Genomic DNA, 22,042 nt, shown 5'->3' on the forward strand with positions numbered 1-22,042 from the left:
TCCGGACCCGGTGGGATCCGGAAGGCCGAGGCTTGAAAGCATCGTCGACGAGTTCGACCGCCCCTGCAAGGACACGGACCGGGCAACGTCGTCGGGTGCGCGAGCCACCGTCAGTTCTTCGCCGCGGGCTCGGCATTGCGCCAGACGGTCAGGTCGACGGTGATGAAGGCCGTCTCCTTCGCGCCGCCCGTCCTGCCGCGGAACGTCGCCACCGCGATGTGGCCGGCCTTGCTCAGCACGCAGACCTGCGACCCGTCCGTGAGCTGGTCGAGGCCGATCTTCTCGGTGAAGCGGGTCACGGCCCGGCAGGTCTCCAAGGAGCCCTTCTCGGAGTTGTTCAGCAGGACGAGCTTGCCGTTCGTGCTACCGAACTTCTCGTCCCCGAACAGGGTGTCCCGGTAGAAGAACAGGTCGGCGTGCCCGTAGAGCACCCCGGCGCCGGTCGGCTCCTCGGCCGGGCGCGGAGGGTTGTCGGCGAACATCAGCTGGTGGTTCTGGGGCACGTCGATGCCCGGGTACGCGACCGGCTGCGGGTCGGGCCTCCCCGAGGGGGAGCTCGCGCCGCCCGCTGCCTTGTCGTTCCCGCCCTTGGCGGAGCCGTCCGGCAGCAGGGAACCGATGACCACGAGGCCGACGACCGCCGCCGCCACCGCCCCGGTGACGATCAGCCCCGTCCGCTTGGGGCGCGGCGGAACGGGCGGACCGGCGACGAAGCCCTGGGGGTGGAACGGCGGCGGCGTGCTGTGGCCCGGGGCGTACGAGGGCTGCGTGTACGGGGGCCGGCCGTACTGCGGCTGCGAGTACGAGGCCTGCGCGTACGGGGGCGGCGTCGGGTGTCCCGGCGGCACGGCCCCCGGAGCCGGAGCTGTCTGCGTCGGCGCGGCGGCCACACCGGTCGGCGTGTACCCGGGCGCGGCGGCGGGCGCCTGCGGCGAGACCGCGGTCGGAACCGCACCCGGAGCCGGAGTCGGCGCGGCCGTCGGCGGCTGCGCCGGCGGGACGGGCGCCGGCGCGGGCAGCCGCAGCCGCTCGGTGAGGGAACCGGCGACGGCCTGCGGCAACCAGTCCTCACCCTGGCGCAGCGGAGCCTCCGAGGCCGCGTTGCACAGCTCGATGACCTCGGTCAGGGTCGGGCGGTCGGCCGGATCACGACTGAGGCAGCGGGTCACCACAGGCCGCAACTCCTCCGGCAGGGCGCTCAGGTCGGGGTCCTCGTGCACGATCCGGTAGAGCACCGCGTGCGAGGGCCCGTCGCCGAAGACCGATGCACCGATGGCGGTGAAGGCCGCGATCTGCCCGAGGGCGAAGACGTCGGTGGCCGGGGTGACCGTGCCGGCCGAGGCCTGCTCGGGCGCCATGAACGCCGGGGTGCCGACGCTGACGCCGGTACTGGTCAGAGCGGTGGAGTCGGCGGCCCGGGCGATGCCGAAGTCGATGACCCGCGGGCCGTCGGAGGCGAGCAGCACGTTGGCGGGCTTCAGGTCCCGGTGGACGATGCCCGCGCCGTGGATGACGTGCAGCGCCTCGGCTACCCCGACGGTCAACAGCAGCACGCTGCGGACCGGCAGCGCGCCGTGTCGGGCGACGGCGTGGGCGAGCGAGGGGCCGGGTACGTAGGCCGTGGCCAGCCAGGGCTGGGGGCCCTCGGTGTCCGAGTCGATGACCGGGGCGGTGTAGAGCCCTTGGACCCGCTCCGCGGCCCGCACCTCCTGTTGGAAGCGTCGACGGAACTCGGGGTCCTCGCTGAACTCGGGCCGGATCACCTTGATGGCGATGGGCCGACCGCCCGGCGTGTGCGAGAGGTAGACCTTGCCCATCCCGCCCGCGCCCAGCACGGCCGCCAGGCGGTAGCCGCCCACGACGGCCGGGTCGTCCGCCTTGAGCGGCTGCAGGAAGTCGGCGGAAGGAGCGCTGCCCATGGGATCCATCTCTGATTGCGGCGATTCAGCACCTGCCGGCGCCCCGAAGTCACCGAGAGCGTACCCAATGCCCGGCCCGCCCCCGCCCCGGACCGGCGCGCCGGCTCGGGCAGTTGACGGACCGGGCCGGCATCCGTCCGGCCCGACCCGCCACGGGCACTCAGAACTCAGACCACGGAGAGCAGGTCCACCACGAAGACGAGCGTGGAACCCGCCGGGATCAACGGCGAGGGGGACTGGTTGCCGTAGCCGAGGCGCGGAGGGACGACGATCTCGCGCCGGCCGCCGACCTTCATCCCCCTGATGCCCCGGTCCCAGCCCTTGATGACCCTGCCGCCGCCCACGGCGAACTTGAACGGCTCGCCGCGGTCCCAGGAGGCGTCGAACTCCGCTCCGGACTCGAAGGTGACCCCGACGTAGTGGACCCGGACGACCCTGCCCGGCTTCGCCTCGGGTCCGTCCCCGACGACGAGGTCCCGGATGACCAGCTCCTGGGGAGCATCACCCGCCGGACGTTCGACCGCGGGCTTCGTCGGTTCACTCATCGCACCCTCACCACTCTCCGCCGGAATCCCTCGTACCGGCCGGCTGAAGTACATCAGACCCCACGGAGCGGAAGGGGGAGGAAGCCGATGCCGCTTCCGAGGACGCTCAGAAGAAGCCGAGCTTCTTGGGGGAGTAGGAGACCAGGAGGTTCTTCGTCTGCTGGTGGTACAGCGCCTAGACCCATTCTGACCAGGCGAAACGACAGTCGGTGAGGCCTTCTGCCAGGGGCTGGCCCGGGAATGGTCCGGATCTTGGTACGTTCCGGCCCGGGCGGCCGGGATCGGGCAGTCCAGCACGCCCACCTGTCGGGCCGCCGCATCCCGTGCCTGAATCTCGCGCGGGTTGCGCGGGGAGAGCCAGGTCCTTCCGAGGTCCGGTGGGCGGGTCGGCGTGCAGAGTGAGAACGGCCGACGTACGGGTGAAAGGTCTGAACCGATACCGGGAATCAGGCGGCGACGAGCTCCTGATCGCGGTCCGGCGCATCGACCTTGGGCTTCTTGTTCGGCAGCGAGAGCCGGAAGACCTTGCGCCACGCGGAGAACACCTGCTTGGGCAGCGGCCCGGTGACGTACTCCAGCTCGTACTTTTCGAACAGCGCGCGCACCTTCACCGCGACCTCGGCGTACCGGTTGCTCGGCAGGTCCGGGAACAGGTGGTGCTCGATCTGGTGCGACAGGTTGCCGGTCATGAAGTGCATGGCCCTGCTGCCGCTGATGTTCGCCGAGCCCATCATCTGGCGCAGGTACCACTGGCCGCGGGTCTCGCCCTTGATCGACCGGCGCTCGAAGGTCTGAACGCCCTCGGGGAAGTGCCCGCACATGATGACCGAGTGGGTCCAGATGTTGCGGACCAGGTTCGCGGTGAACGTGGCGGCGAGCGTGGTGAGGAAGGACGGGCCCGACAGCAGCGGGTGGATCACGTAGTCCTTGAGCACCTGTTTGCGGATCTTGCGGCCCACGGCCTTGGCCCGCGCGCGGAACTCCGGGGTGTTGCGGCGGCGCTTGTGCAGGTTCTTGCCGAGCTCCAGGTCGTACGCTGCGATGCCGTACTCGAAGAAGCAGGCGTTGAGGAAGTTCCACAGCGGCTGACCGAGGTGGAACGGGTGCCACTTCTGGTCCTCGTCGACGCGCATGATGCCGTAGCCGAGGTCGTTGTCCTTGCCGATCACGTTGGTGTACGTGTGGTGCAGCTCGTTGTGCGAGTGTTTCCACTGGTCGGCCGGCGAGACGTGATCCCATTCCCAGGTGGTGGAGTGGATCTTCGGGTCTCGCATCCAGTCCCACTGGCCGTGCAGGATGTTGTGGCCGATCTCCATGTTGTCCATGATCTTCGCCACGGACAGCCCGGCGGTGCCGAGCAGCCACGCGGGCGGGAAGAACGAGAACAGCAGCACGCCCCTGCTGACCAGCTCGAGCTTGCGCTGCGCCGAGATGACCGTACGGATGTAGGCGGCGTCCTTCTCGCCACGGCTGGCGATCACCTCGTCGCGGATCGCGTCCAGCTCGCGGCCAAGCTCTTCGATCTGCTCCGCGGTCAGGTGGGCGGTGGGGTCGATGGCGGTCAAGGTGCTCCTACCGTTCGATGTCGCAGGGGCCCGCCGCGGCGGACACGCAGGTCTGGATGAGGACGCCCGGCTCGGCCTCGGTGATCTCGCCGGTGCGCAGGTCGCGGACGGCGCCCGCCTTGAGCGGCGTGACGCATCCGAAGCAGATGCCCATGCGGCACCCGGACGGCATGAGCACGCCGGCCTCCTCGCCGATGTCCAGCAACGGCGTTGCGCCGTCCGCCTCGACGGTCTTGCCGGTGGCGCTGAACGTGACCTCGCCGCCGTCGCCGGCGGCGACGATGCCGGGGCGGAAGCGTTCGGTGTGCAGGCGCTCTCTGACGCCGCGTTCGCTCCAGAACTCCTCGGCGGCGTCGAGCAGGCCCGCGGGCCCGCAGGCCCAGGTCTCGCGCTCGGCCCAGTCGGGTACCAGTTCGTCGAGTCGGGCGATGTCGAGCACGCCGTCCGTGTCGGTGTGCACCTCGGTGAGCCGCAGCTTCTTGGCCGCGACCAGGTCGTGCAGTTCGTTACGGAAGATCACGTCTTGCGGCTGTGGCGCGCTGTGGACCATGACGACGTCGTCGAAGTCGATGTCGCGCAGCATGCCCATCACGGGCGTGATGCCGCTGCCGGCCGTCAGGTAGAGCACCTTGGCGGGCTTGGCCTCCGGCAGTACGAAGTCACCGGTCGGCTGGTCGAGCTGGACCAGCGTGCCGGGCTTCGCCCTGCGGACCAGGTGGTTGCTGACCTTGCCGTCCGGGATCGCCTTCACGGTGATCGTGACGCGGCCGTCCTGGCGGTTCGTCGGCGAGGTGATGGAGTAGGCGCGCCACAGGCGCCGCCCGTCGACGTCGGCCCCGATCCGCACGTACTGACCGGCCGTGTGGCCGCGCCAGCCCCTTCCCGGCCTGATCACGATGGTCGCGGCGTCAGCCGTCTCGGGGTGCACGGCCTCGATGCGCCCCCGCAGGTCGGCGCCCGCCCGCAGCGGGCTGACCAGGTCGAGGTAGTCCGACGGCAGCAGCGGCGTCGTGACCATCTCCAGCAGTTTCCACGCCCTACTGCGGAGGGCTGCACTCGTCATGGCTCCAGCTTGCTGCGCCTCACGGCGTAAGGTCCTGACCGTAGGACGTGAATCTGATCGGCAGAATTGTTCGCAGGGAACAAAAACGTGAGCCATGTAACCCGGAGGGCCAGCGAGCTGGCCCTGGATGAGACGACGGTCACCGTACTTCGGGCCGCACTGAAGACCACCGCCGGCGAGGTCGTCCAGGCGATCATCGACGAGGTCCCTCCCTACGCCAACGCCCTTTCGGGCCGCATGGGCGCCACCATCCGCCGCGCCGTCCGCACCGCCCTCGGGCACTACCTGGACCTCGCGAGCGGGAACGCCACGGGCGGCGATGGCGGTGACGCGGCTTACGAGCTGGGCCGCGGCGAGGTGCGCGACGGGCGTTCGATGGACGCCCTGCTCAGCGCCTACCGCGTCGGCGCCCGCGTGGCCTGGCGATGCCTGGCAGCGGGGGCGGTACCCGCAGGTCTGCCCGCCGCCGAGGTCGCCAAGTTCGCCGAGCTGACCTTTGCCTACATCGACGAGCTCTCCGCCGCGAGCGCCGCGGGCCACGCCGACGAACTGGCCGCCCGGGGCCGGGACCACGAGCGCCACCTGGAACACCTGGCCCGCGACCTCCTTGCCGACGCGAGCCCGGACGTGCTGCTGGCCTCTGCTCAACGGGCCGGGTGGCAGCCTCCGGTTTCGCTGACCGCGGTCCTTCTGCCCGCCGCCCAGGCCCGGCCTGCCTACCGCGCGCTCGACCCGAGCACCCTCGTTCTCGACGATCTGCCGGACGCCACCGGTGTGCTGCTCGTCCCCGATGCCGACCGGTCACATCTCTTGCGGCAGCTGACCGACCGCACCGCCGTGGTCGGCCCGGCCCGGCCATGGACTCGAGCGTCCGCCTCGTACGCACGAGCCGCACGCGCGCGCTCCCTCTCCTCCGATATCCGCGACACCGAGGACCACCTGCCCGAGCTGGTGCTGAGCGCCGACGTGGACGTGCTCGCGGACCTGCGTGCCCGAGCCCTCGCACCGTTGCGGACCCTGCCTGTCGCGACCGCACGGCGGCTGGAGGAGACGTTGCGGGAGTGGCTGCTGCACCAGGGCAGGCGGGACGAGGTGGCGGCGGCGTTGTTCGTCCATCCCCAGACCGTCCGGTACCGGATGTCGCAGCTGCGGGAGCTCTTTCCGGATCTCGCATCGCCACACCGGGTCCTCGAGCTGACGATGGCGGTCGGTCTTCGGGTCAGCTGACGTGTACCTCGACCGCGGGAGAGGGGCTGGACGAACCGGGAGGAACAGAAAGGGTTGACACCCGTGTCGAGCGGGTCGAGCCGACGGCGCCTGAGGGGCGAAAGCCCAGGTCAGGCGCCGTCTTTCAGGCTCTAAAAGAAGCCGAGCCTCTTGGGGGAGTAGGAGACCAGGAGGTTCTTCGTCTGCTGGTCGTGCAGGACGCGCATCATGGTTGACCAGATGAAGCGATGGTCCTGAGGCTTCTGACCAGAGATGCAGTTCGGGAATGGTCCGGATCTTGGTCCTCGGGAGCCCGCTCTCCCACTCAGCCGGCGAATTGCGCGGGTGCCCGAAGAGAGTGGACCGCCGACACGGCCCTCGGATTCTGTCTCTGCGGGCAGTGGCCCTCGGTGTCATCCGGGTCGGTGGTGTAGATGTTGGCCCCGTGTCGATCGCCGGCTGCTGCCCTGGTGGAAGGCCATCGGGCCCGGTCTACCCGCCTCCTCCTGGCGTCTGGCATCCGGCGACAGAGGGCGAGTGGGCCAACGAACATGACCAATACCGAGTCGGAGTGTTTCGACCCGCCACCCGACATGTCGCGTCGGCCTTTCCCGTGGGCAGTTCAGTAGTAGTTGCGCATCAGTTCGTCCACCCAGGTCGGCTGGACGACCTTTCCGCGAGGCGCGAACTGGGTCATGTAGGGCTTGATGTCCAGCACCGGCGTGCCGTCCACCGCGTCGAGGCCCTCCACATGGATGTCCAGACCGTCCACCCGCAGCAACCGGCAGCGGGAGACCCCGATCCGGTTCGGGCGGTTCTTGCCGCGCTGGGCGAAGATGCCGACCAGCGGCCAGTCAACGTTGCTGCGCGGGTGCCGGGCACCACGCTGGATCTTCGACACCGGAACGCGGTGGAGGTGGTAGACGACCTCGACGTGGGAGAAGCTGTCTAGGCGGAGCAGAGCGTCCGAGGTGAACTGGTTGCTGTCCAGGTGGATCACCGAGGTCACCGGACCCCAGTTGTCGTCGGTGAGATCGAGACGATCGTTGTGCACGAACCCGACCGGGACGACGTCCGTCACTGCCTTGATCTTCCGCCCCGTCTCCTCCCCGACTATTTCGTCTCCCTGCCAGACTTCGCCCCGCACCAGCAACTCGCCAGCGGTGGCCCGCTGCACCGTCAGGTAGATCTCCTCCCGGGCCACGCCGAGCAAGTCGCCGAGGCGCGCTTGGAGAAGCTTCAGCAACGCGCCGACCTGGTCTCGGGTGTAACTCTGCTTACAAACCACGAACCCGACGGGGGCCGGGGCGTCGGTGTCCTTCTCCCACTCGGGCCGGTGGAAACTGCCGGGCTCCAGCTGCTGCCAGAGCATCCAGCAGTGCCCGGAGGGTAGGTTCAGCAGTCCGGTTACGGCGTCGGACACTTCCTGCAACGCCGCGACACCGGGGCTCGGCGCCGGCGTGTAGAGCGTGATCATCGGCATGTCAGCGGGTCTCCGCCAGCGGCTTGACACCGATCACCATGCAGGTTCGCACGGGGATGAGGAATTCTCGGCCGGTGCGGCGGATGCCAAGGGCGTCCAGGTGTCCAGGAGGCGCCTCGGTGAGCCGCTGGCGGATGGCCTGCTCGGCCTCGGTGCCGGACGAGGCGATCTCGCACCACCGCTTCACCGGAACCCCGGTTGGGCTCTCCGCCTGCGAGCCGCGGGCGACAGGGACGTTCAGCCCGGCGTCATTGAGGCATTGGATCCACTCGTCGAGGGTGTAGCTGCGCTGGTGCGTCGGGTCGTGGAGCATCTCCAGCTCGTGGTTGAGCGCGTCGATCTCCTGGTCCTCGTGGCCCTCTAGGTCGATGACGGCGAGCTGGCCGCCGGGGCGGAGCAGACGCGCCATGTCGGCCACCGCCGCTGCCAGGTCGGGGAAGTGGTGGGGTGCGAGCCGGGACATGACGAGATCGAATGACCCGTCAGGGAAAGGGAGTTCTCCGGCGAAGGCCTCCACTGCCTCGACCTTCGCTCCGCGGTCGTCGGCCAGTGCACGGAACTCCTCCAGCATGCTGGGTGCGGGATCGACGCCGACCAGCCGGGCCGGGCCCTGAGCGGCGAAGGAGAGCGCGAGATGGCCCGCCCCGCAGGCAACGTCGCACAGGGCTCGGCCGGTCTGCGGGCCCAGCGTTTCGTGGAGCGCGTCGATCGTCGGGCTGGAGCGGTGTACCTCGCTGGTGGCGAAGTTGCTGGCGATCTTGTCGAATCGCTGGCTGGAGAGCATGCGAACGCCTTTCGGGGGATCTTTCCTCAGTCGCCTGAACGGCTGGGCGCGAGGGGGGTGTGGTTTCGGACGGGGACCAGCTATGCACTGGTGAGGGCGGCGAGGAAAGGGACCGGGTCCATGACCGGCTCTGCGACACAGGGGTGGAGGGTGTGGCCGAGGCCGTTAAGCACGTGGATGCGGACCGTCGGCTCGGTGCGGCAGCTCAGGCGACTCGCGCACCACTTGCCGTACACGTCGGGGCCATAGGTGAGGGGCGGGAGCTCATCGGCGGGGGCGTCCACAGCCTGGTAGCCGATCAGGTCGCAGCTGCCGTAGACGAAGTCGAGCGAGGTGATCGGCGCATTGACGAACGTCTTCTGGCCCACCACGGTGCCCACCAGCACCGCCCTGTCCACCAGCCGGGACCGGGTGCTGCCGAGCAGCCGCAGCACGGCGTGCCCGCCCAGTGAGAACCCCAGCAGACTGACCGGGCCCGAGGCCGGATGCGCGTACGCGCGGAGCAGGTGCTCCAGCCGCTCCGCACGGGCGACCTCGTCCACCTCCTCCGAAGGGACGCCCGTGTGTCGGGCAGGCATGTCGCACTGGAGTACCTGGGCACCACCGGAGACCAAGTGGCGCGTCAGGCTGGCGAGCAACAGGTCGTCGCGGCCCACGCCGTCGTACGCGGACACGGTGCCGGGCCCTGAGAGCACCACGGTGGCGTTGGCAGGGCCGGTGGGGGAGGAGCGCCGCAGCCGGTAGGACGAGCTGCTCCCGCCCCCTCGCCGCACTGTCACCGGATCACCGACGGCACACCGCTTCGCTGAAGCCACCGATCCGCTGGTGGAAATAGACGCTGATGATCTCCTCATGCAGAGCCTCTCCGTCCAGGGTGGGCATGACGCTCTCCGCGGACCCGGCTACCTGCTTCACCAGCCCCCGCTCGGTGAGCTCGGCGAAGGCCCCGGCGAACGGATCGTCGGAGAAGAGCTCGACGCCGAACCGCCGCCGGAACCGCGCGGCGTCGATGGGCTGGTTCGCCTTGAAGGCGAAGCCGAGCACCATGCCGATCGCCTGGTAGCCCGTCAGCCGCCGCCCCGAGGCGAGGGGAAGCCCCGTCCCTTCCCTGAGGGGACGGGTGTACTCGGGGATGTCGGCGATGTTGTGCGTCTGCACCACGCTGTCGCCCTCGCCGGTGAGCCAGCCGTACGCGCCCGGACCATAGGCGATCATGGTGTCGTGGCGTTGCCACTTGTTCCGCGAGACCTGGGGGATGTTCCCGCCCGGGTACGTCCCCGGGCGGTTCCACCAGCCGCACGGGCTGGGGTGGTAGTCGCCGTCGAGCAGGAGCTCCACGATGGCTTCGCGCATGCGGTAGGTCTCGACGAGTCCGGGGAAGAGTCCCTGCCCGTGCAGGCGGGCCTTCACGTCGTCGATGTTCCACAGAGCCCGGTTGCCGATGTTCATCTTCGCCCGGTCGGCGTTGCGCAGCCGGTAGATGGTGATGGTGGGCACCTCGAGCTCGATGAGGCGGCGTACGTCGTCCGCGACGGTCTCGACGGTCTGGTACGGCAGGCCGAACATCATGTCGACGTTGAACGGCTTGGTGGTGGCCCGCAGCCGGTCGATGGCGTGCAGGGACATTGCCGCGTCGTGCCCGCGCCCGGCAAAGCTGTTGACCTCGCTCTGCAGGGACTGCACCCCCACGCTGAACCGGTTGAAACCGATCGCACAGGCCTCAGCGAGCTCGTTCCGCTGGAAGTTGTCGGGGTTGCCTTCGAGGGTGATCTCGCATCCCTCGGACAGGCTGTAATGTCCGCGCACGTGGTCGAGCAGGCGGCTCAGGTGCCCCGTGCCGAGCAGCGAGGCGGTGCCACCACCCAGGTAGACCGACTCAATCTTGGCCTCGGCGATCCACGGGGCGTGCACCAGCCTGCGGGAGGACTCCTCCAGCAACATGTCGGTCCAGGACTGGAGCGTCGATTCCCTTGCGGCGCCTTGCGGAATCTTCCGCTTCACGTAATTGCAGAAGTGGCAGATGTAGGCGCAGAGCGGCACGTGGAAGTACAGGTGGGCAGGCAGGCCGGCCCCAGGGTGTCCCTGGATCGCTTGTGCCACCTGAGCACTCGACAGCTGCTCACCGTAGTTGGCAGTCACATTGATGTTGTATTCGTCCTGGTCGATCCGCAGGGCGGGATTCTCCAGGAGCAGCTGCTCAAGCCCCAATCCAGGACGGAGTTCGTTGGTTTCCTCTGAACCAGCAGCCGTCACAGTGCTCATCGCGACCTCGTCTCCTTGCCGGTCGTGTCCGTCGGCGGGGCTTTCCCGGCCCGTCCGGCGGGCGGGCCGGCCGGGAAAGCGGTTCACCGACTCGGAAACTGCTGACAGGCTTGTGGATCAGACCTGGATCTCGATGACGGTGGGCTCTTTGATGGTGGTTTGCTCCAGCACTCGGCTGCAGTCGTCCGGCGCGGTGGCCGAGGCTGCGCCGACGGCGCACAGGGTCACGCCGTCCTGTGAGGGCTCGAGGTGGATTTTGATGATCTTCTTCTTCTGCTCGTCGGCCATGGCTTTCTCCCTCGGGAAGGGCGGACGTGGATCCGCCGGATAGAGTCACCCGCTCACATTGACGGCAAGCGGGAGTCGGAAAGGGCGCTTCAGCGCGGGGACAGAGTGAGCCGGATGTTCTGCTCGCGGCGTCGGCGCCAGTACCGGCCGGACCGGAGCATGAACTCCTGTAGGTACTCGGTGGCGCCGCAGCCCTTGGGGTCACCGGTCAGATTGCGGGCCAGCGGCGGGCAGCGGAACTGGCACCAGTTGCCTTCCTGTGCCACCGGACATGCGCCGCAGACGGTGTGTTGGTCGAATCGGATGTCGCGGAATTCGTCGAAGCCGTTCTCCCAAATGGCCGCGAAGGGTCGCTCGGTGATGTTCCCGGCCCGGTAGAGCTGGCCCGACATGCAGTTGCTGCACGGGTAGACGTCGCCGCGGCTGTTGACGTAGACGACGGAGCGGCCGCATTTCTCCTGGCCGACGGCATGCTCCAGTCGCTGGCAGAACTGGATGGTGTCGACGCCGCGGATCTCGTCCGCGGCGCGGCGCGGGGCCTCGCCGTCCTGCGTACCCGCTGCGGGAGGCACGGCGCTCGGGTCCGAGGAATAGCGGTCCATGCACCGCTTGAAGACCTCGAAGACCTCGTCCACGTCCTCTGGGCGGAGCAGGATGTCGGGGTGGAGCAGTGCGCGGCCGACTGGATGCGTCTCCACCCACTGAGGGCGTGGGTAGCCGTGGTCGGCGCACCAGTCGAAGATTTCCTCGGCGTCGTGGATGTTGTTGCGGTGGACGGAGATCGCGGTACGGAAGACGTGCCCGTGTTTCCGCATCATCTCGAAGGCGTTGCGTAGCTTGGGGAAGTCCATCCGGCCACGGACGGTGCGTTCGGGATCTGCGGTGTCGAAGCTGATGAAGAACGACTGGCCGGGCGGGATCTTCGCCAGCTTCTCTTCGGTGATCAGCAGGCCGTTGGTGAAGACCTGAGTGCTGAAGGGTTTGGTGCGCGCGTGCTGGATGATTTCCACCGCATCCCGATGCGAAAAGATTTCACCGCCAGTCAGAAACACCTGGAGTACGCCCATTTCGGCGAAGTCGTCCAGTAGGTCCTTGAGGGCCTTGGTGGAGATCTCGTTGGGTCGCTTGAGTGCGGAGTCGGCGTAGCAGTGGCGGCAGCGAAGATTGCAGAGGTTTGTCGTCTCGACGAAGGCGATCGCCGGCGCAGACAGGTGGAACCGCTCCAGTTCCACCAGCGGGTCCGAAATCGCATATGCCATCAACTCGTCGACTGACGTGGGCGTTCCCGAGTTGTGTAGGAGAATTGTCTTCTCTGCGGATTTGGAGAGGAACTCGACGTGGCCGTTCGGTAGGAGCGCAACAATGCCGCCGCCATTTATCTGGAAGGGGATCTTCAGCATGGAACTCTGCCTCTTCTGAATGGGCATGGAACGGCCTCATGGTCGTTGGCAAGAGGCCCATGCGCCCCTGCTTCCGCAGCACGCACAAGGTAGGTTGTTGTTGCATCGACAGTCACTCGACAGCCCTCCGCGCGCGTCATGTAAGCCTCGGCGGATACGCGGCGCATCCGTGCAGGTCGGACGGTGTTCCGGAGTCGGTCACCGGCCCGGCGGGGGCCGGGACGGCCTGTTCGCCTCACTGGTCCGGTCGGCGACCGATCGGGCGACCGGTGTCGACGAAAGACCCGGGGCGGGCCGTGGCGGGCGCCTCGCCGGGGTGATCAAGCGCCGTGGAGCGCGGAGATCTGAGGAATGGTCAGTCGGCTCGGCTGGAGCCGTTGCTGCTGCTGGGCAGGAAGCCGGGGCGGCCGCCGATGTGGACGTTTCGGCAGTTGATCGACGGGCTACGTCGGCGGACTAGGACCGGTGCAGCGAGGCAGCTGATCCGGCCTGCGTCCCCAACTTGACCCAGGTGGCTTGTCTGCATTAGTGGCACTCGGTTGGCCTCGTGGTCGGAAACGGTCCAGATCTCCGGCGCGCGCTTGCACGATGCGAGCCAAGGTGCCACCCCGTACCTACTGACCGTCAGGGCGCTCGGTGTCGACGCGCAGCCCACCCTGGACCGGATCTTTGCTCTAGTCGTCCCTTGCGGTGAGGGCGTGGGCAGCGCGGAGAAGGTGCCGTGGATGGTGTGAGTGAGGCCGAGGTCGACGCCGAGAAGTTTTTGAACGACGAGGGCCTCACGGTGAGCGTCGGCAAGGAGGCGCGACGAGGCCCTGGCGCGCCCCGGCGCCGCTCCCCTGGTGATCCAGGGCAAGGAACAAAGGAGGCGGGTGCCGCCGGCGGAGGACCTCGAACCGGACCGCGACCCCGAACCCTGGGTGACGCTGCTGCCCGGCCTCGAACCCACCCCCATGGGATGGCGCTGGCGCTACAGGTACCTCGATTCTTGCCACACGCTGGCGCTGTTCGACCGCAACGGAACTATCGGCCCCACAGTGTGGGCGCACGGCCGCGTCATCGGCGCGTGGGCCCAGCGTCTGGACGGCAGCATCAACCACCACCTCGTCGCGGACCCGGGCCATGAGACACGCGCCGTCCGCGACCGCGAGTCTGCCCCTGTGACCGCATCACCCCCTTGCTACCGCACGCCCCTCGAGCGCGACTTCTCCGCATGGCCCGCCTGATGACCAGAGGGGGGCGGCGGTCAAACCGGTGGCCGGCGCCCTAGATGCCGGCTCTGGAAGATGCGGGGATCGGAGGGGCTGGGCCGCCGCGGCGTGAGGGCGTCGAGCCCTCGTCGGCAATCGAGCATCAACGATCGACTCGAATGACACTGGCGGGCAACCCGTCCGATCCGTGTCGAATCGGAAGAGGTTCCTGGAAGGCAATTTGCCCTCCAGGAGCTGGACTTCATGCTCTGGAAGAACCCGAGCGTCTTGGGGGAGTAGCTGACCAGCAGGAACAGGACTGCCCTCAGGTATGCGTGGCGGGCTGGTCCGGAACTGGACCGGATCTTGGTCGGCGTCCGGGGAGAGGCCCCGCTCCTGGATGCGGCCTGGCTGCCTGAGCCGTTCGCAGTCGCCGAACGGGTGGCTGCTCTGGGCCGCGGCGGGGATGCCGCATGGACCCAGGCGAGTGGCGCGCCCCGGTCGTCCTGCCGACGTACGGCGTGTCGGGTACGAGCCGTCCACGAGGTCGGTGAAGCCGGCCAGGTCGGCCGGGGTCGGTTCGAGGTAGTACTCGACGAACCGCACTATGGCAGGACGGGGGCTGCCCGAAGACGGCCGGGCGGCTGCCGTGGCCGAGTGAGTCGAGGCGGTCCCCTCAGAGCGACCGGGGAGCGGCCTCGGGCTTTCGTGGGCCGCGGAACGGCAGCGTGGGACTGAGGACCAGGTTGGTGGTCGTGCTCCCGAACCGGGCCAGCGCGTCGACGATCTCCTCCAGCTGGGCCATCGACGTGGCTGCCACTTTCAGGACGTAGCAGTCCTCTCCAGTGGTACGCAGGCACTCCAGGATCTCCGAGCGCTCCGCGAGCAGTTGACGCAAGGGCTCGTGCCGGGTGCCCGGATACTTCAGCCGAACCACTGCCAGTGCCATGTATCCGGTCCGCTCGAGGTCCACCTCCGCGCGGTACCCCGTTATCACCCCGGCCGCCTCCAGCCGCCGCACCCGCTCCGTCGTCGCCGACGCGCTCAGGTTCACCCGCCGTGCCAGCTCTGTGAACGCGATCCTGGCGTCCCGCTGGAGCTCATCCAGGATCGCCCAGTCGGTCGCGTCAAGATTCTCGGTCATCCGCTCAGATTACCGGTGGATCCACTGGGGAACCGGGCCTGAACAGGCACGAATCCCTTCTGCCGGCGCCTGTTCCCTGACTAGCCTGGGTTCCGTGAAGATCGGAATCAACGTCCCCAATTTCGGCCCCGGCACCGACCCGGGAATGCTGCGGAGCTGGGCCCAGACCCTGGAGGGCCTGGGCTTCGACCTGCTGATGGTCTCGGACCACGTCGCCATCACCCCCGACGTGGCCGAGCGCTATCCGGCACCCTTCTACGAGCCGTTCACCACCTTGTCCTGGCTCGCAGGTCTCACCACTCGGATCCGGCTCGGCACGACGGTCCTGATCGCTCCCTATCGGCACCCGCTGCTCACCGCCCGCATGGCGGCCAACCTGGACGAGTTGAGCCGCGGCCGGCTGGTCCTCGGCGTGGGGGTGGGCTGGGCACGGCAGGAGTTCGCCGCCCTCGGGATCCCGTTCGAACGCCGGGGACGGCTGACCGACGATCACTTGCGGGACATCCGGGCGGCCTGGGCGAACACCGCTTCCTACGGGAGCGGCCGGATCCCGGTGTGGGTCGGCGGCAACAGTGACGCGGGGCTGCGCCGTGCCGTGCGGCTCGGCGACGCATGGCATCCACTGCGCTGCACCCTGCCGTGGCTGCGCGAAGCTGCGGTCAGGCTGAAGGGGGCTGCGGACGAGCTGGATCTCCCCGTACCCGCGCTGGCCCCCCGGATCGCTCTCAAGCTCACCCAGGCGCCGGTCACCGGACCGCAACGGCTCGCAGGGGAGGGAACGATCGACCAGGTCATGGACGACCTCGACCAACTGCGGCTGCTGGGCGCCGAGACCGTCGTCCTCGACACCTACAGCGGCGACCCCCGCCAGACCTGCCGGCCACAGGAGGCCTGGCAGGCGCTCGCCACGGTGGCCGCCCACCTCCACTCTCCTCGCACCGGAACGGAACCGTCATGACCACTTCCGACGACCACACCTTCCTCCGGCGGGCCATCGCCCTCGCGGCCAAGGCGCGCGAGGGCGGTGACCCGCCGTTCGGGTCGCTGTTGGCGGCGCCGGACGGGACGGTCCTGGCAGAGGCGCACAACACGACCCTCACCGACAGGGACATCACCGCGCACCCGGAGCTGAAGCTGGCGAGGTGGGCCGCCAGGGAGCTGGACGTGGCCACCGCGGCGGAAACCACGATGTACACCAGCTGCCAACCGTGTGGGATGTGCGCAGCGGTCATCCAACAGGCGGGGCTGCGCAGGGTGGTGTTCGCCCTGTCCAACGAACAACTCCTGGACATCAGGCCGGGCAGCGGGCGGCAGCCGGTGCCCCAGGACGGCCCGGCGTTGCTCGACGAGGTGCGGCCCGTGGTCGAGGGGTACTACCGCTGAGCGTCTGCCACAGCCGCCCTCTCCCGGTCAGGGACGGGCCGGGCGGGTTCCCGCGAGCACCTCGGGGCGCAGCAGGGAGCTGAGCCGCTCGGCCGGCAGCAGCCCCCGTTCCAGGACCAGCTCGGCCACCCCCCGGCCGGTGGCCAGGGCCTCCTTGGCGATGTCGGTGGCGGCGGTGTATCCGATGTGCGGGTTCAGGGCGGTCACCAGGCCGATGGAGTTCTCGACGGTGGCGCGCAGCATCTCGGTGTTGGCGGTGATGCCGCTCACGCAGCGTTCCGCGAGGGTGAGGCAGGCCGCGCGCAGGTGGGTGACGGACTTGGACAACGAGTGCAGGATGACCGGCTCGAAGGCGTTGAGCTGGAGCTGTCCGGCTTCGGCGGCCATGGTGATGGTGATGTCGTTGCCGATGACCTCGAAGGCGACCTGGTTGACGACCTCGGGGATCACCGGGTTGACCTTTCCCGGCATGATGCTGGAACCGGCCTGGACCGGCGGCAGGTTGATCTCGCCGAGTCCGGCGCGGGGCCCGGAGGACAGCAGGCGCAGGTCGTTGCAGGTCTTGGACAGCTTGACGGCGATGCGCTTGAGGACGCCGGACATCTGGACGAACGCGCCGCAGTCCTGGGTGGCCTCGACCAGGTCGGGAGCGGTGACCAGGGGCAGGCCCGTGATGCCGGCGAGGTGGCGGCGGGCGGCCTCGGCGTATCCGGCCGGGGCGTTGAGACCGGTGCCGATGGCGGTGGCGCCGAGGTTGATCTCGTGGATGAGTCCGACGGCTTCCGCGAGCCGGCTGCGGTCCTCGCCCAGCATGACGGCGAAGGCGGAGAACTCCTGTCCGAGCGTCATCGGCACGGCGTCCTGGAGCTGGGTGCGGCCCATCTTCAGGACATCGTGGAACTCGGCGGCCTTGCGGGCGAAGGCGTTCTGCAGGACGGCCATGGCGTCGAGGAGACCGCGCACGGCGAAGACGGTCGCGATCCGCACGGCGGTCGGGTAGACGTCGTTGGTGGACTGGCCGAGGTTGACGTCCTCGTTGGGGTGCAGGTGCCCGTACTCGCCCCTGGAGTGGCCCAGCAACTCCAGCGCCCGGTTGGCGATGACCTCGTTGGCGTTCATGTTGGTCGAGGTGCCCGCACCGCCCTGGATGACGTCGACGACGAACTGGTCGTGGAGCTCGCCGCTGCGGATCTCCTGGCAGGCCGCGACGATGACGGCCGCCTTCGCGGGCTCCAGCAGGCCGAGTTCCCCGTTGGCGAGGGCCGCGGCCTCTTTGACGGCGGCGAGGGCGTCGATCAGGTGCGGGTAGGTGGAGATCGGCGTGCCGGTGATGGGGAAGTTCTCGGTGGCGCGCAGGGTGTGGACGCCCCAGTAGGCGTCGGCGGGAACGTCGCGGTCTCCGAGCAGGTCGTGTTCGGTGCGGCTGGAGGCGGTCAAGGCGGTCACGGGTGTGCGGATCCTCTTCCTGAGGTGGGCGGATCAACGGTGGGGACAGGGGCAGGCGAGTGTCAGGCGGTTGCGGTGACGCGGGCGCCGGGCGGGTCCAGGGCCGCTACCGGCCGGATGCCGCCGACGGTCCGGCCGCCACCGGTCACGGGCTCGCCCGTGAACCCGGCGAGCAGCCGGGGCTCGACTCCCGCACGTGCGAGAGCGGCGGCCGTCACGGCCGTACGCGCACGGTCGGCTCCGTCGGCGACCTTCACGGCGACGGCCCGGCCGTCGGGCAGCGCGGCCACCTGGACGCCCTCGAAGCCGTCCTTGGCCAGCAGCCCGGGCACCGCGCGCATCAGCGCGGCGGTGTCCCGCCCGGTACCGGAGGCCATCTCCGGGTGGAGGCGCAGTGCGTTCGCCACGCGGTGCTCGGCGGTGTCCGGGGCGGCCGTGGCGATGCGGGCGGCGGCGCGGGCCAGGCCGTGCAGGGACACCGCGAACAGCGGGGATCCACAGCCGTCGACGGTGACGTTCGCGATGTGCCGGCCGGTGAGCTCCTCGACGACCTCGGCGATCGCCCTCTGGAGCGGGTGGTCCGCGTCGAGGTAGCTCTCCAGGGGCCACCCGGACAGCTTGCACAGGTACAGCATCGCCGCGTGCTTGCCGGAACAGTTCTGGGCGAGCCGGGACGGCCCACGGCCCTCGCGCAGCCAGGCGTCCCGGACGGCCGGGCCGTAGGGCAGGTCGGGGACGTTGCGCAGGTCGGCCTCCGTGAGACCGGCCAGCTCCAGGACCAGCCGGACACCCGCGAGGTGGCGCTCCTCGCCGGAGTGACTGCCCATCGCGAGGGCGAGCAGGGCTCCGTCGAGCGGCAGGCCGGCCCGCACCATGGCGACGGCCTGGACCGGCTTGAGCGCCGAGCGCGGATAGCAGGCGGCCTCGATGTCCCCGATGCTCGTCCGGACCGCGCCCTCGCCGTCGAGGACGGCGACGGAACCGTAGTGGACCCCCTCGATCATGCCGCCCCGCATGACGTGGGCGACGGGGGAGTGCCGGGGCTCGCGGATCGCGGGCGCGTCCGCGAGGAAACTGCTGCGCATCACTGCCTCGTTCTGTGGTGGGTCGCTGCTGACCGGGGGCGGCGACCGCCACCCCCGGGCGCGGGCGGACGGGGCGGGCGGGCGTACGGCTCAGCCGTCGCTCCGGGCGGCGGCGCGCGCCACGCGACCGCGGACCGCGTACCAGCCGGCGACCAGCGCCGCGGCGATCAGCGGTACGCACAGCACGGTGGTGCGCCCCGCGCCTCCGTCGGCGTACATGAGGACCAGGACGGAGGCGAGGAAGGCCAGCGTCACGAGTTCGGTCCAGGGGGAGCCGGGCAGTCGGTAGGAGGGGCGGGTGAGTTCGCCGTCGCGGGTCTTCCGCCAGAAGAGGAGGTGGCAGACCATGATCATGCCCCAGGTGGCGAGGATGCCGATCGCGGCGAGGTTGAGGACGATCTCGAACGCGTCCGCGGGGACCACGAAGTTGAGCCCGACGCCCAGGACGCACATGCCGCTGGTGAGGAGGATGCCGCCGTAGGGGACCTGGGTGCGGCTGAGCCGTGCGGTGAACTCCGGGGCGGAGCCGTTGACGGCCATCGAGCGCAGGATGCGTCCGGTGGAGTAGAGGCCGGAGTTGAGCGAGGACATGGCCGCGGTGAGGACGACCAGGTTCATCACGTCGGCGGCCGCCGGGACGCCGATGTGGGAGAGCACGGTCACGAACGGGCTCTGGCCCGCGCTGTAGCTGCTCCAGGGCATCAGCATCGACAGCAGGACGACCGAGCCGACGTAGAAGAGGCCCACGCGCCACATGATCGAGTTGATCGCCTTCGGCATGATCTCCTCGGGCTTCTCGGTCTCGCCGGCCGTGACGCCGACCAGTTCGACGGAGGCGTAGGCGAAGACGACGCCCTGGATGATCAGCAGCATGGGGAGCAGGCCGTTGGGGAAGATCCCGCCGTTGTCGGTGATCAGGGCGGGGCCGGGGACGGCGCCGTCGACGGGGTGCCGGGTCGCCAGGAGGAAGATCGCGATGCCCATGAAGACGACCAGGGCGCCGACCTTGACGATGGCGAACCAGAACTCCAGTTCGCCGAAGATCCGCACCGAGATGAGGTTCACGGTGAGGACGACGGCCAGGGCTATGAGGGCGATCACCCACTGGGGGACGTCGGAGAACAGGTGCCAGTAGTGGGTGTACGTGGCGACGGCGGTGATGTCGGCGATGCCGGTGGTCGCCCAGTTGAGGAAGTACATCCAGCCCGCGGTGTACGCGCCCTTCTCCCCCATGAACTCACGGGCGTAGGAGACGAAGGCGCCGGAGGACGGCCGGTACAGGACCAGCTCGCCGAGCGCGCGCACGACGAGGAACGCGAAGATCCCGCAGACGGCGTAGGCGATGAACAGGGAGGGGCCGGCGTCGGCGAGGCGTCCGCCCGCGCCGAGGAAGAGCCCGGTGCCGATCGCGCCCCCGATGGCGATCATGTTGACGTGGCGGGGTTTCAAGGTCTTGCTGTAGCCGGTGTCACCGGCGTCGACGTGACGGGTCGTGGGGCGCTTCTCGTCTTTGAGGAACTGCTCGCTCACGCCTCGGGTCTGCCTTCCGTAGGGGCGGTGGTGCGCTGGGAGCGCACGATGTCGGTGAGGGTCGTCTCGACCCGTCGCAGGTGGTGGGACATGGCCTCCACCGCGTCGTGCTCGCTGCCGTCTACCAGCGCCTCCAGGATGGCCCGGTGCTCGCAGTTGGACTGCTCGCGCCGGCCGCCCAGTTCGTTGAGGAAGGTCGACTGACGCGCCAGTGCGTCGCGGATCTCCTCGATGACGCGGCGGAAGACGGGGTTGCGGGAGGCCTCGGCCACGGCCAGGTGGAACACGGTGTCCATCGCCACCCATGCGGTGGTGTCGGTCTCCTGCTCCATCCGGTCCAGCAGATGGCCCAGGTGGTCCAGGTCCTCGGGGGTGCGGCGCAGTGCGGCGTACCCGGCGACCGGGATCTCGACGTGTCGGCGCACTTCCAGCAGGTCGCTGGCGGCGTAGTCGCCGAAGGTGGGGTCCTCGACCGTGTTCGCCAGGACGAACGTGCCCTTGCCGCTCTTGGACACGGTCAACCCCATGGCCTGCAGGGCCCGGAGCGCCTCCCGCAGTACGGGCCGGCTGACCTCCAGGGTGCGGCACAACTCGGCTTCGGAGGGGAGCTTGTCGCCCACCGCGTACTCACCGCGCTCGATGGCGCTGCGCAGGTGGCCGAAGACCGCTTCCATGGCACTGACGCGCCGGGGAAGGGGGCCACCTGTCTGGCTGTCTGACAGGTTCACGGTGTGATCCTGGGGGGTCCGCCCCGGGGTGTCAAGGCACCTGTACCGGGAAAGTCCGGCCCGGCGCGTTTCGTACCGTGCGCGCGTTCCGTCCGGCCGTCAGGGCAGGAGCGGTACCTCCGGCAGAACCCGCGGCAGCCACCAGAGCCCGCACGACCGGCGCGTCGGCGCCCATCTCCGGGTGCCACTGGACACCCACGGCGAAGCGGTGCCGGGTGCTCTCGATCGCCTCGACGGTGCCGTCCGCCGCACGGGCGGCGACGACCAGTCCCGCGCCGAGGCGGTCCACCGCCTGATGATGGTGCGTGGCGACCTGGTGCGTCCCCGGCAGCAGGGCGCCGACCCGTGTCCCGGGCGCGGTGGTCACGGCGTGGGAGCAGAAGTGGCCCCGGTAGGGGTTGTGGCCGTCGTGGCCCACCCGGTCGGGCAGGTGCTGGATCAGGGTGCCGCCCTCGTGTACGTTCAGCAGCTGCATCCCCCGGCACACCCCGAGCACGGGTATGTCGCGGGCGAGGCCGGCGGCCAGTACGGCCCACTCCCACGCGTCGCGCTCGCGCACCGGCGGCCCGGTACGCGGATGAGGCACGGCTCCGTACAGGGCGGGATCCAGATCCTCGCCTCCCGCCAGGAGGATCGCGTCCAGACGCCCGACCACGTCGGCCGCGGCCTCCGGCGCGTCCGGCGGCAGCAGTACGGCGCGGCCGCCGGCTTCCCGGACGCAGTCCGCGTAGGCCGCGGGCAGCACTGCGGCGGGCAGGTCCCACTCGCCCCACTGTGCGTGGGCGAGGTAGGTGGTGAGTCCGATGAGCGGTGGCTGGGGCATACCACTTCCTTTCGGGGCATGAGGGGTGGCCGTCGACAGCCGCAGCCGAACCGGCCGCCACCGCCACGGCAGGCGGCGGCGGGTGGCGAGGGGTAAGGGCGGAGGCCACCGTGACGGCGGGGGAGGGGTGTTCGCGGTCCAGGAGCGCAGGCTTGCGTTTTCTCGCCGCGAGTAAGAATCCTGCTGGCGTTCATCTCC

General features: G+C 69.5%; 20 protein-coding genes. 4 read left to right on the forward strand and 16 right to left on the reverse strand.

Annotated features, from left to right (window positions below; translation table 11 throughout):
- Positions 1–110: 110 nt before the first annotated feature.
- The 4 genes from OHA91_RS32405 to OHA91_RS32420 all read right to left on the reverse strand — a co-directional run bounded on the left by OHA91_RS32405 (position 111) and on the right by OHA91_RS32420 (position 5,092).
- Positions 111–1,919, reverse strand: a complete 1,809-nt coding sequence (locus tag OHA91_RS32405; RefSeq protein WP_381702122.1) for a serine/threonine-protein kinase — start codon at positions 1,917–1,919, stop codon at positions 111–113.
- Positions 1,920–2,086: 167 nt separating this feature from the next.
- Entirely contained in the window at positions 2,087–2,464 is a 378-nt protein-coding gene (locus tag OHA91_RS32410) for an FKBP-type peptidyl-prolyl cis-trans isomerase (RefSeq protein ID WP_031156558.1), read from the reverse strand.
- Positions 2,465–2,910: 446 nt separating this feature from the next.
- On the reverse strand, positions 2,911–4,029 hold the full coding sequence (locus tag OHA91_RS32415; protein ID WP_328740525.1) for a fatty acid desaturase family protein: 1,119 nt from the start codon (positions 4,027–4,029) through the stop codon (positions 2,911–2,913).
- Positions 4,030–4,036: 7 nt separating this feature from the next.
- On the reverse strand, positions 4,037–5,092 hold the full coding sequence (locus tag OHA91_RS32420) for a ferredoxin reductase (protein WP_328740526.1): 1,056 nt from the start codon (positions 5,090–5,092) through the stop codon (positions 4,037–4,039).
- 87 nt (positions 5,093–5,179) lie between these two features.
- Between OHA91_RS32420 and OHA91_RS32425 the strand changes: the two genes are divergently transcribed.
- Positions 5,180–6,319: a helix-turn-helix domain-containing protein gene (locus OHA91_RS32425; protein ID WP_266503541.1), complete on the forward strand. Its 1,140-nt coding sequence runs from the start codon at positions 5,180–5,182 to the stop codon at positions 6,317–6,319.
- Between the two features lie 601 nt (positions 6,320–6,920).
- On the opposite strand, the gene OHA91_RS32430 is transcribed toward OHA91_RS32425, so the two are convergent.
- The 6 genes from OHA91_RS32430 to OHA91_RS32455 form a co-directional block, all read right to left on the reverse strand.
- On the reverse strand, positions 6,921–7,781 hold the full coding sequence (locus tag OHA91_RS32430; protein ID WP_328740527.1) for an SAM-dependent methyltransferase: 861 nt from the start codon (positions 7,779–7,781) through the stop codon (positions 6,921–6,923).
- A 1-nt stretch (position 7,782) separates the two neighbouring features.
- A complete protein-coding gene (locus OHA91_RS32435; RefSeq protein WP_078959560.1) occupies positions 7,783–8,565 on the reverse strand; it encodes a class I SAM-dependent methyltransferase in 783 nt (260 codons plus the stop codon).
- 80 nt (positions 8,566–8,645) lie between these two features.
- A complete protein-coding gene (locus OHA91_RS32440; RefSeq protein ID WP_158714883.1) occupies positions 8,646–9,344 on the reverse strand; it encodes a lipase family protein in 699 nt (232 codons plus the stop codon).
- A 4-nt stretch (positions 9,345–9,348) separates the two neighbouring features.
- Positions 9,349–10,914, reverse strand: coding sequence for a coproporphyrinogen-III oxidase family protein (locus tag OHA91_RS32445; RefSeq protein ID WP_328740528.1), 1,566 nt, complete (start codon positions 10,912–10,914; stop codon positions 9,349–9,351).
- Positions 10,915–10,944: 30 nt separating this feature from the next.
- The gene (locus OHA91_RS32450; protein WP_266503546.1) at positions 10,945–11,115 is read right to left on the reverse strand and encodes a hypothetical protein; all 171 of its coding nucleotides are present in this window, start codon (positions 11,113–11,115) and stop codon (positions 10,945–10,947) included.
- 89 nt (positions 11,116–11,204) lie between these two features.
- On the reverse strand, positions 11,205–12,515 hold the full coding sequence (locus OHA91_RS32455) for a radical SAM/SPASM domain-containing protein (protein WP_031156575.1): 1,311 nt from the start codon (positions 12,513–12,515) through the stop codon (positions 11,205–11,207).
- 842 nt (positions 12,516–13,357) lie between these two features.
- On the opposite strand from OHA91_RS32455, the gene OHA91_RS32460 reads away from it, so the two are divergent.
- Positions 13,358–13,741: a DNA glycosylase AlkZ-like family protein gene (locus tag OHA91_RS32460; RefSeq protein ID WP_408059201.1), complete on the forward strand. Its 384-nt coding sequence runs from the start codon at positions 13,358–13,360 to the stop codon at positions 13,739–13,741.
- Between the two features lie 640 nt (positions 13,742–14,381).
- On the opposite strand, the gene OHA91_RS32465 is transcribed toward OHA91_RS32460, so the two are convergent.
- Positions 14,382–14,849: an Lrp/AsnC family transcriptional regulator gene (locus OHA91_RS32465; protein WP_031156581.1), complete on the reverse strand. Its 468-nt coding sequence runs from the start codon at positions 14,847–14,849 to the stop codon at positions 14,382–14,384.
- Between the two features lie 94 nt (positions 14,850–14,943).
- Between OHA91_RS32465 and OHA91_RS32470 the strand changes: the two genes are divergently transcribed.
- Both OHA91_RS32470 and OHA91_RS32475 read left to right on the forward strand, forming a co-directional pair.
- A complete protein-coding gene (locus OHA91_RS32470; RefSeq protein ID WP_031156583.1) occupies positions 14,944–15,807 on the forward strand; it encodes a TIGR03619 family F420-dependent LLM class oxidoreductase in 864 nt (287 codons plus the stop codon).
- Positions 15,804–16,232, forward strand: a complete 429-nt coding sequence (locus OHA91_RS32475; RefSeq protein WP_031156585.1) for a nucleoside deaminase — start codon at positions 15,804–15,806, stop codon at positions 16,230–16,232. Before OHA91_RS32470 ends, OHA91_RS32475 begins: the two co-directional genes overlap by 4 nt.
- Before the next feature lie 27 nt (positions 16,233–16,259).
- Here the strand turns inward: OHA91_RS32475 and aspA are convergent, their stop codons facing one another.
- From aspA to OHA91_RS32500, 5 genes are all read right to left on the reverse strand, one after another.
- Positions 16,260–17,669, reverse strand: coding sequence for an aspartate ammonia-lyase (aspA, locus tag OHA91_RS32480; RefSeq protein WP_031156587.1), 1,410 nt, complete (start codon positions 17,667–17,669; stop codon positions 16,260–16,262).
- 71 nt (positions 17,670–17,740) lie between these two features.
- Positions 17,741–18,763 carry an asparaginase gene (locus tag OHA91_RS32485; protein ID WP_037633741.1) on the reverse strand — a complete coding sequence of 341 codons (1,023 nt, stop codon included), beginning with the start codon at positions 18,761–18,763 and terminating at the stop codon, positions 17,741–17,743.
- Positions 18,764–18,853: 90 nt separating this feature from the next.
- Complete coding sequence (locus tag OHA91_RS32490; RefSeq protein ID WP_031156592.1) at positions 18,854–20,293, reverse strand: amino acid permease; 1,440 nt, start codon at positions 20,291–20,293, stop codon at positions 18,854–18,856.
- Entirely contained in the window at positions 20,290–21,021 is a 732-nt protein-coding gene (locus OHA91_RS32495; protein ID WP_078959562.1) for a FadR/GntR family transcriptional regulator, read from the reverse strand. Before OHA91_RS32495 ends, OHA91_RS32490 begins: the two co-directional genes overlap by 4 nt.
- A 31-nt stretch (positions 21,022–21,052) precedes the next feature.
- On the reverse strand, positions 21,053–21,844 hold the full coding sequence (locus OHA91_RS32500; RefSeq protein WP_031156597.1) for a gamma-glutamyl-gamma-aminobutyrate hydrolase family protein: 792 nt from the start codon (positions 21,842–21,844) through the stop codon (positions 21,053–21,055).
- Between the last annotated feature and the right edge of the window lie 198 nt (positions 21,845–22,042).

Source organism: Streptomyces erythrochromogenes (genome assembly GCF_036170895.1).
Classification (GTDB): domain Bacteria; phylum Actinomycetota; class Actinomycetes; order Streptomycetales; family Streptomycetaceae; genus Streptomyces; species Streptomyces erythrochromogenes.

Excerpts from the sequence above, each read along its gene's own strand:
- OHA91_RS32475 (WP_031156585.1), top strand. The coding sequence starts at position 15,804 with ATGACCACTTCCGACGACCACACCTTCCTCCGGCGGGCCATCGCCCTC.
- OHA91_RS32410 (WP_031156558.1), bottom strand. The coding sequence starts at position 2,464 with ATGAGTGAACCGACGAAGCCCGCGGTCGAACGTCCGGCGGGTGATGCT.
- OHA91_RS32435 (WP_078959560.1), bottom strand. The coding sequence starts at position 8,565 with ATGCTCTCCAGCCAGCGATTCGACAAGATCGCCAGCAACTTCGCCACC.
- OHA91_RS32485 (WP_037633741.1), bottom strand. The coding sequence starts at position 18,763 with ATGCGCAGCAGTTTCCTCGCGGACGCGCCCGCGATCCGCGAGCCCCGG.
- OHA91_RS32455 (WP_031156575.1), bottom strand. The coding sequence starts at position 12,515 with ATGCTGAAGATCCCCTTCCAGATAAATGGCGGCGGCATTGTTGCGCTC.
- OHA91_RS32430 (WP_328740527.1), bottom strand. The coding sequence starts at position 7,781 with ATGCCGATGATCACGCTCTACACGCCGGCGCCGAGCCCCGGTGTCGCG.
- OHA91_RS32420 (WP_328740526.1), bottom strand. The coding sequence starts at position 5,092 with ATGACGAGTGCAGCCCTCCGCAGTAGGGCGTGGAAACTGCTGGAGATG.
- OHA91_RS32450 (WP_266503546.1), bottom strand. The coding sequence starts at position 11,115 with ATGGCCGACGAGCAGAAGAAGAAGATCATCAAAATCCACCTCGAGCCC.
- OHA91_RS32465 (WP_031156581.1), bottom strand. The coding sequence starts at position 14,849 with ATGACCGAGAATCTTGACGCGACCGACTGGGCGATCCTGGATGAGCTC.
- OHA91_RS32405 (WP_381702122.1), bottom strand. The coding sequence starts at position 1,919 with ATGGGCAGCGCTCCTTCCGCCGACTTCCTGCAGCCGCTCAAGGCGGAC.
- OHA91_RS32500 (WP_031156597.1), bottom strand. The coding sequence starts at position 21,844 with ATGCCCCAGCCACCGCTCATCGGACTCACCACCTACCTCGCCCACGCA.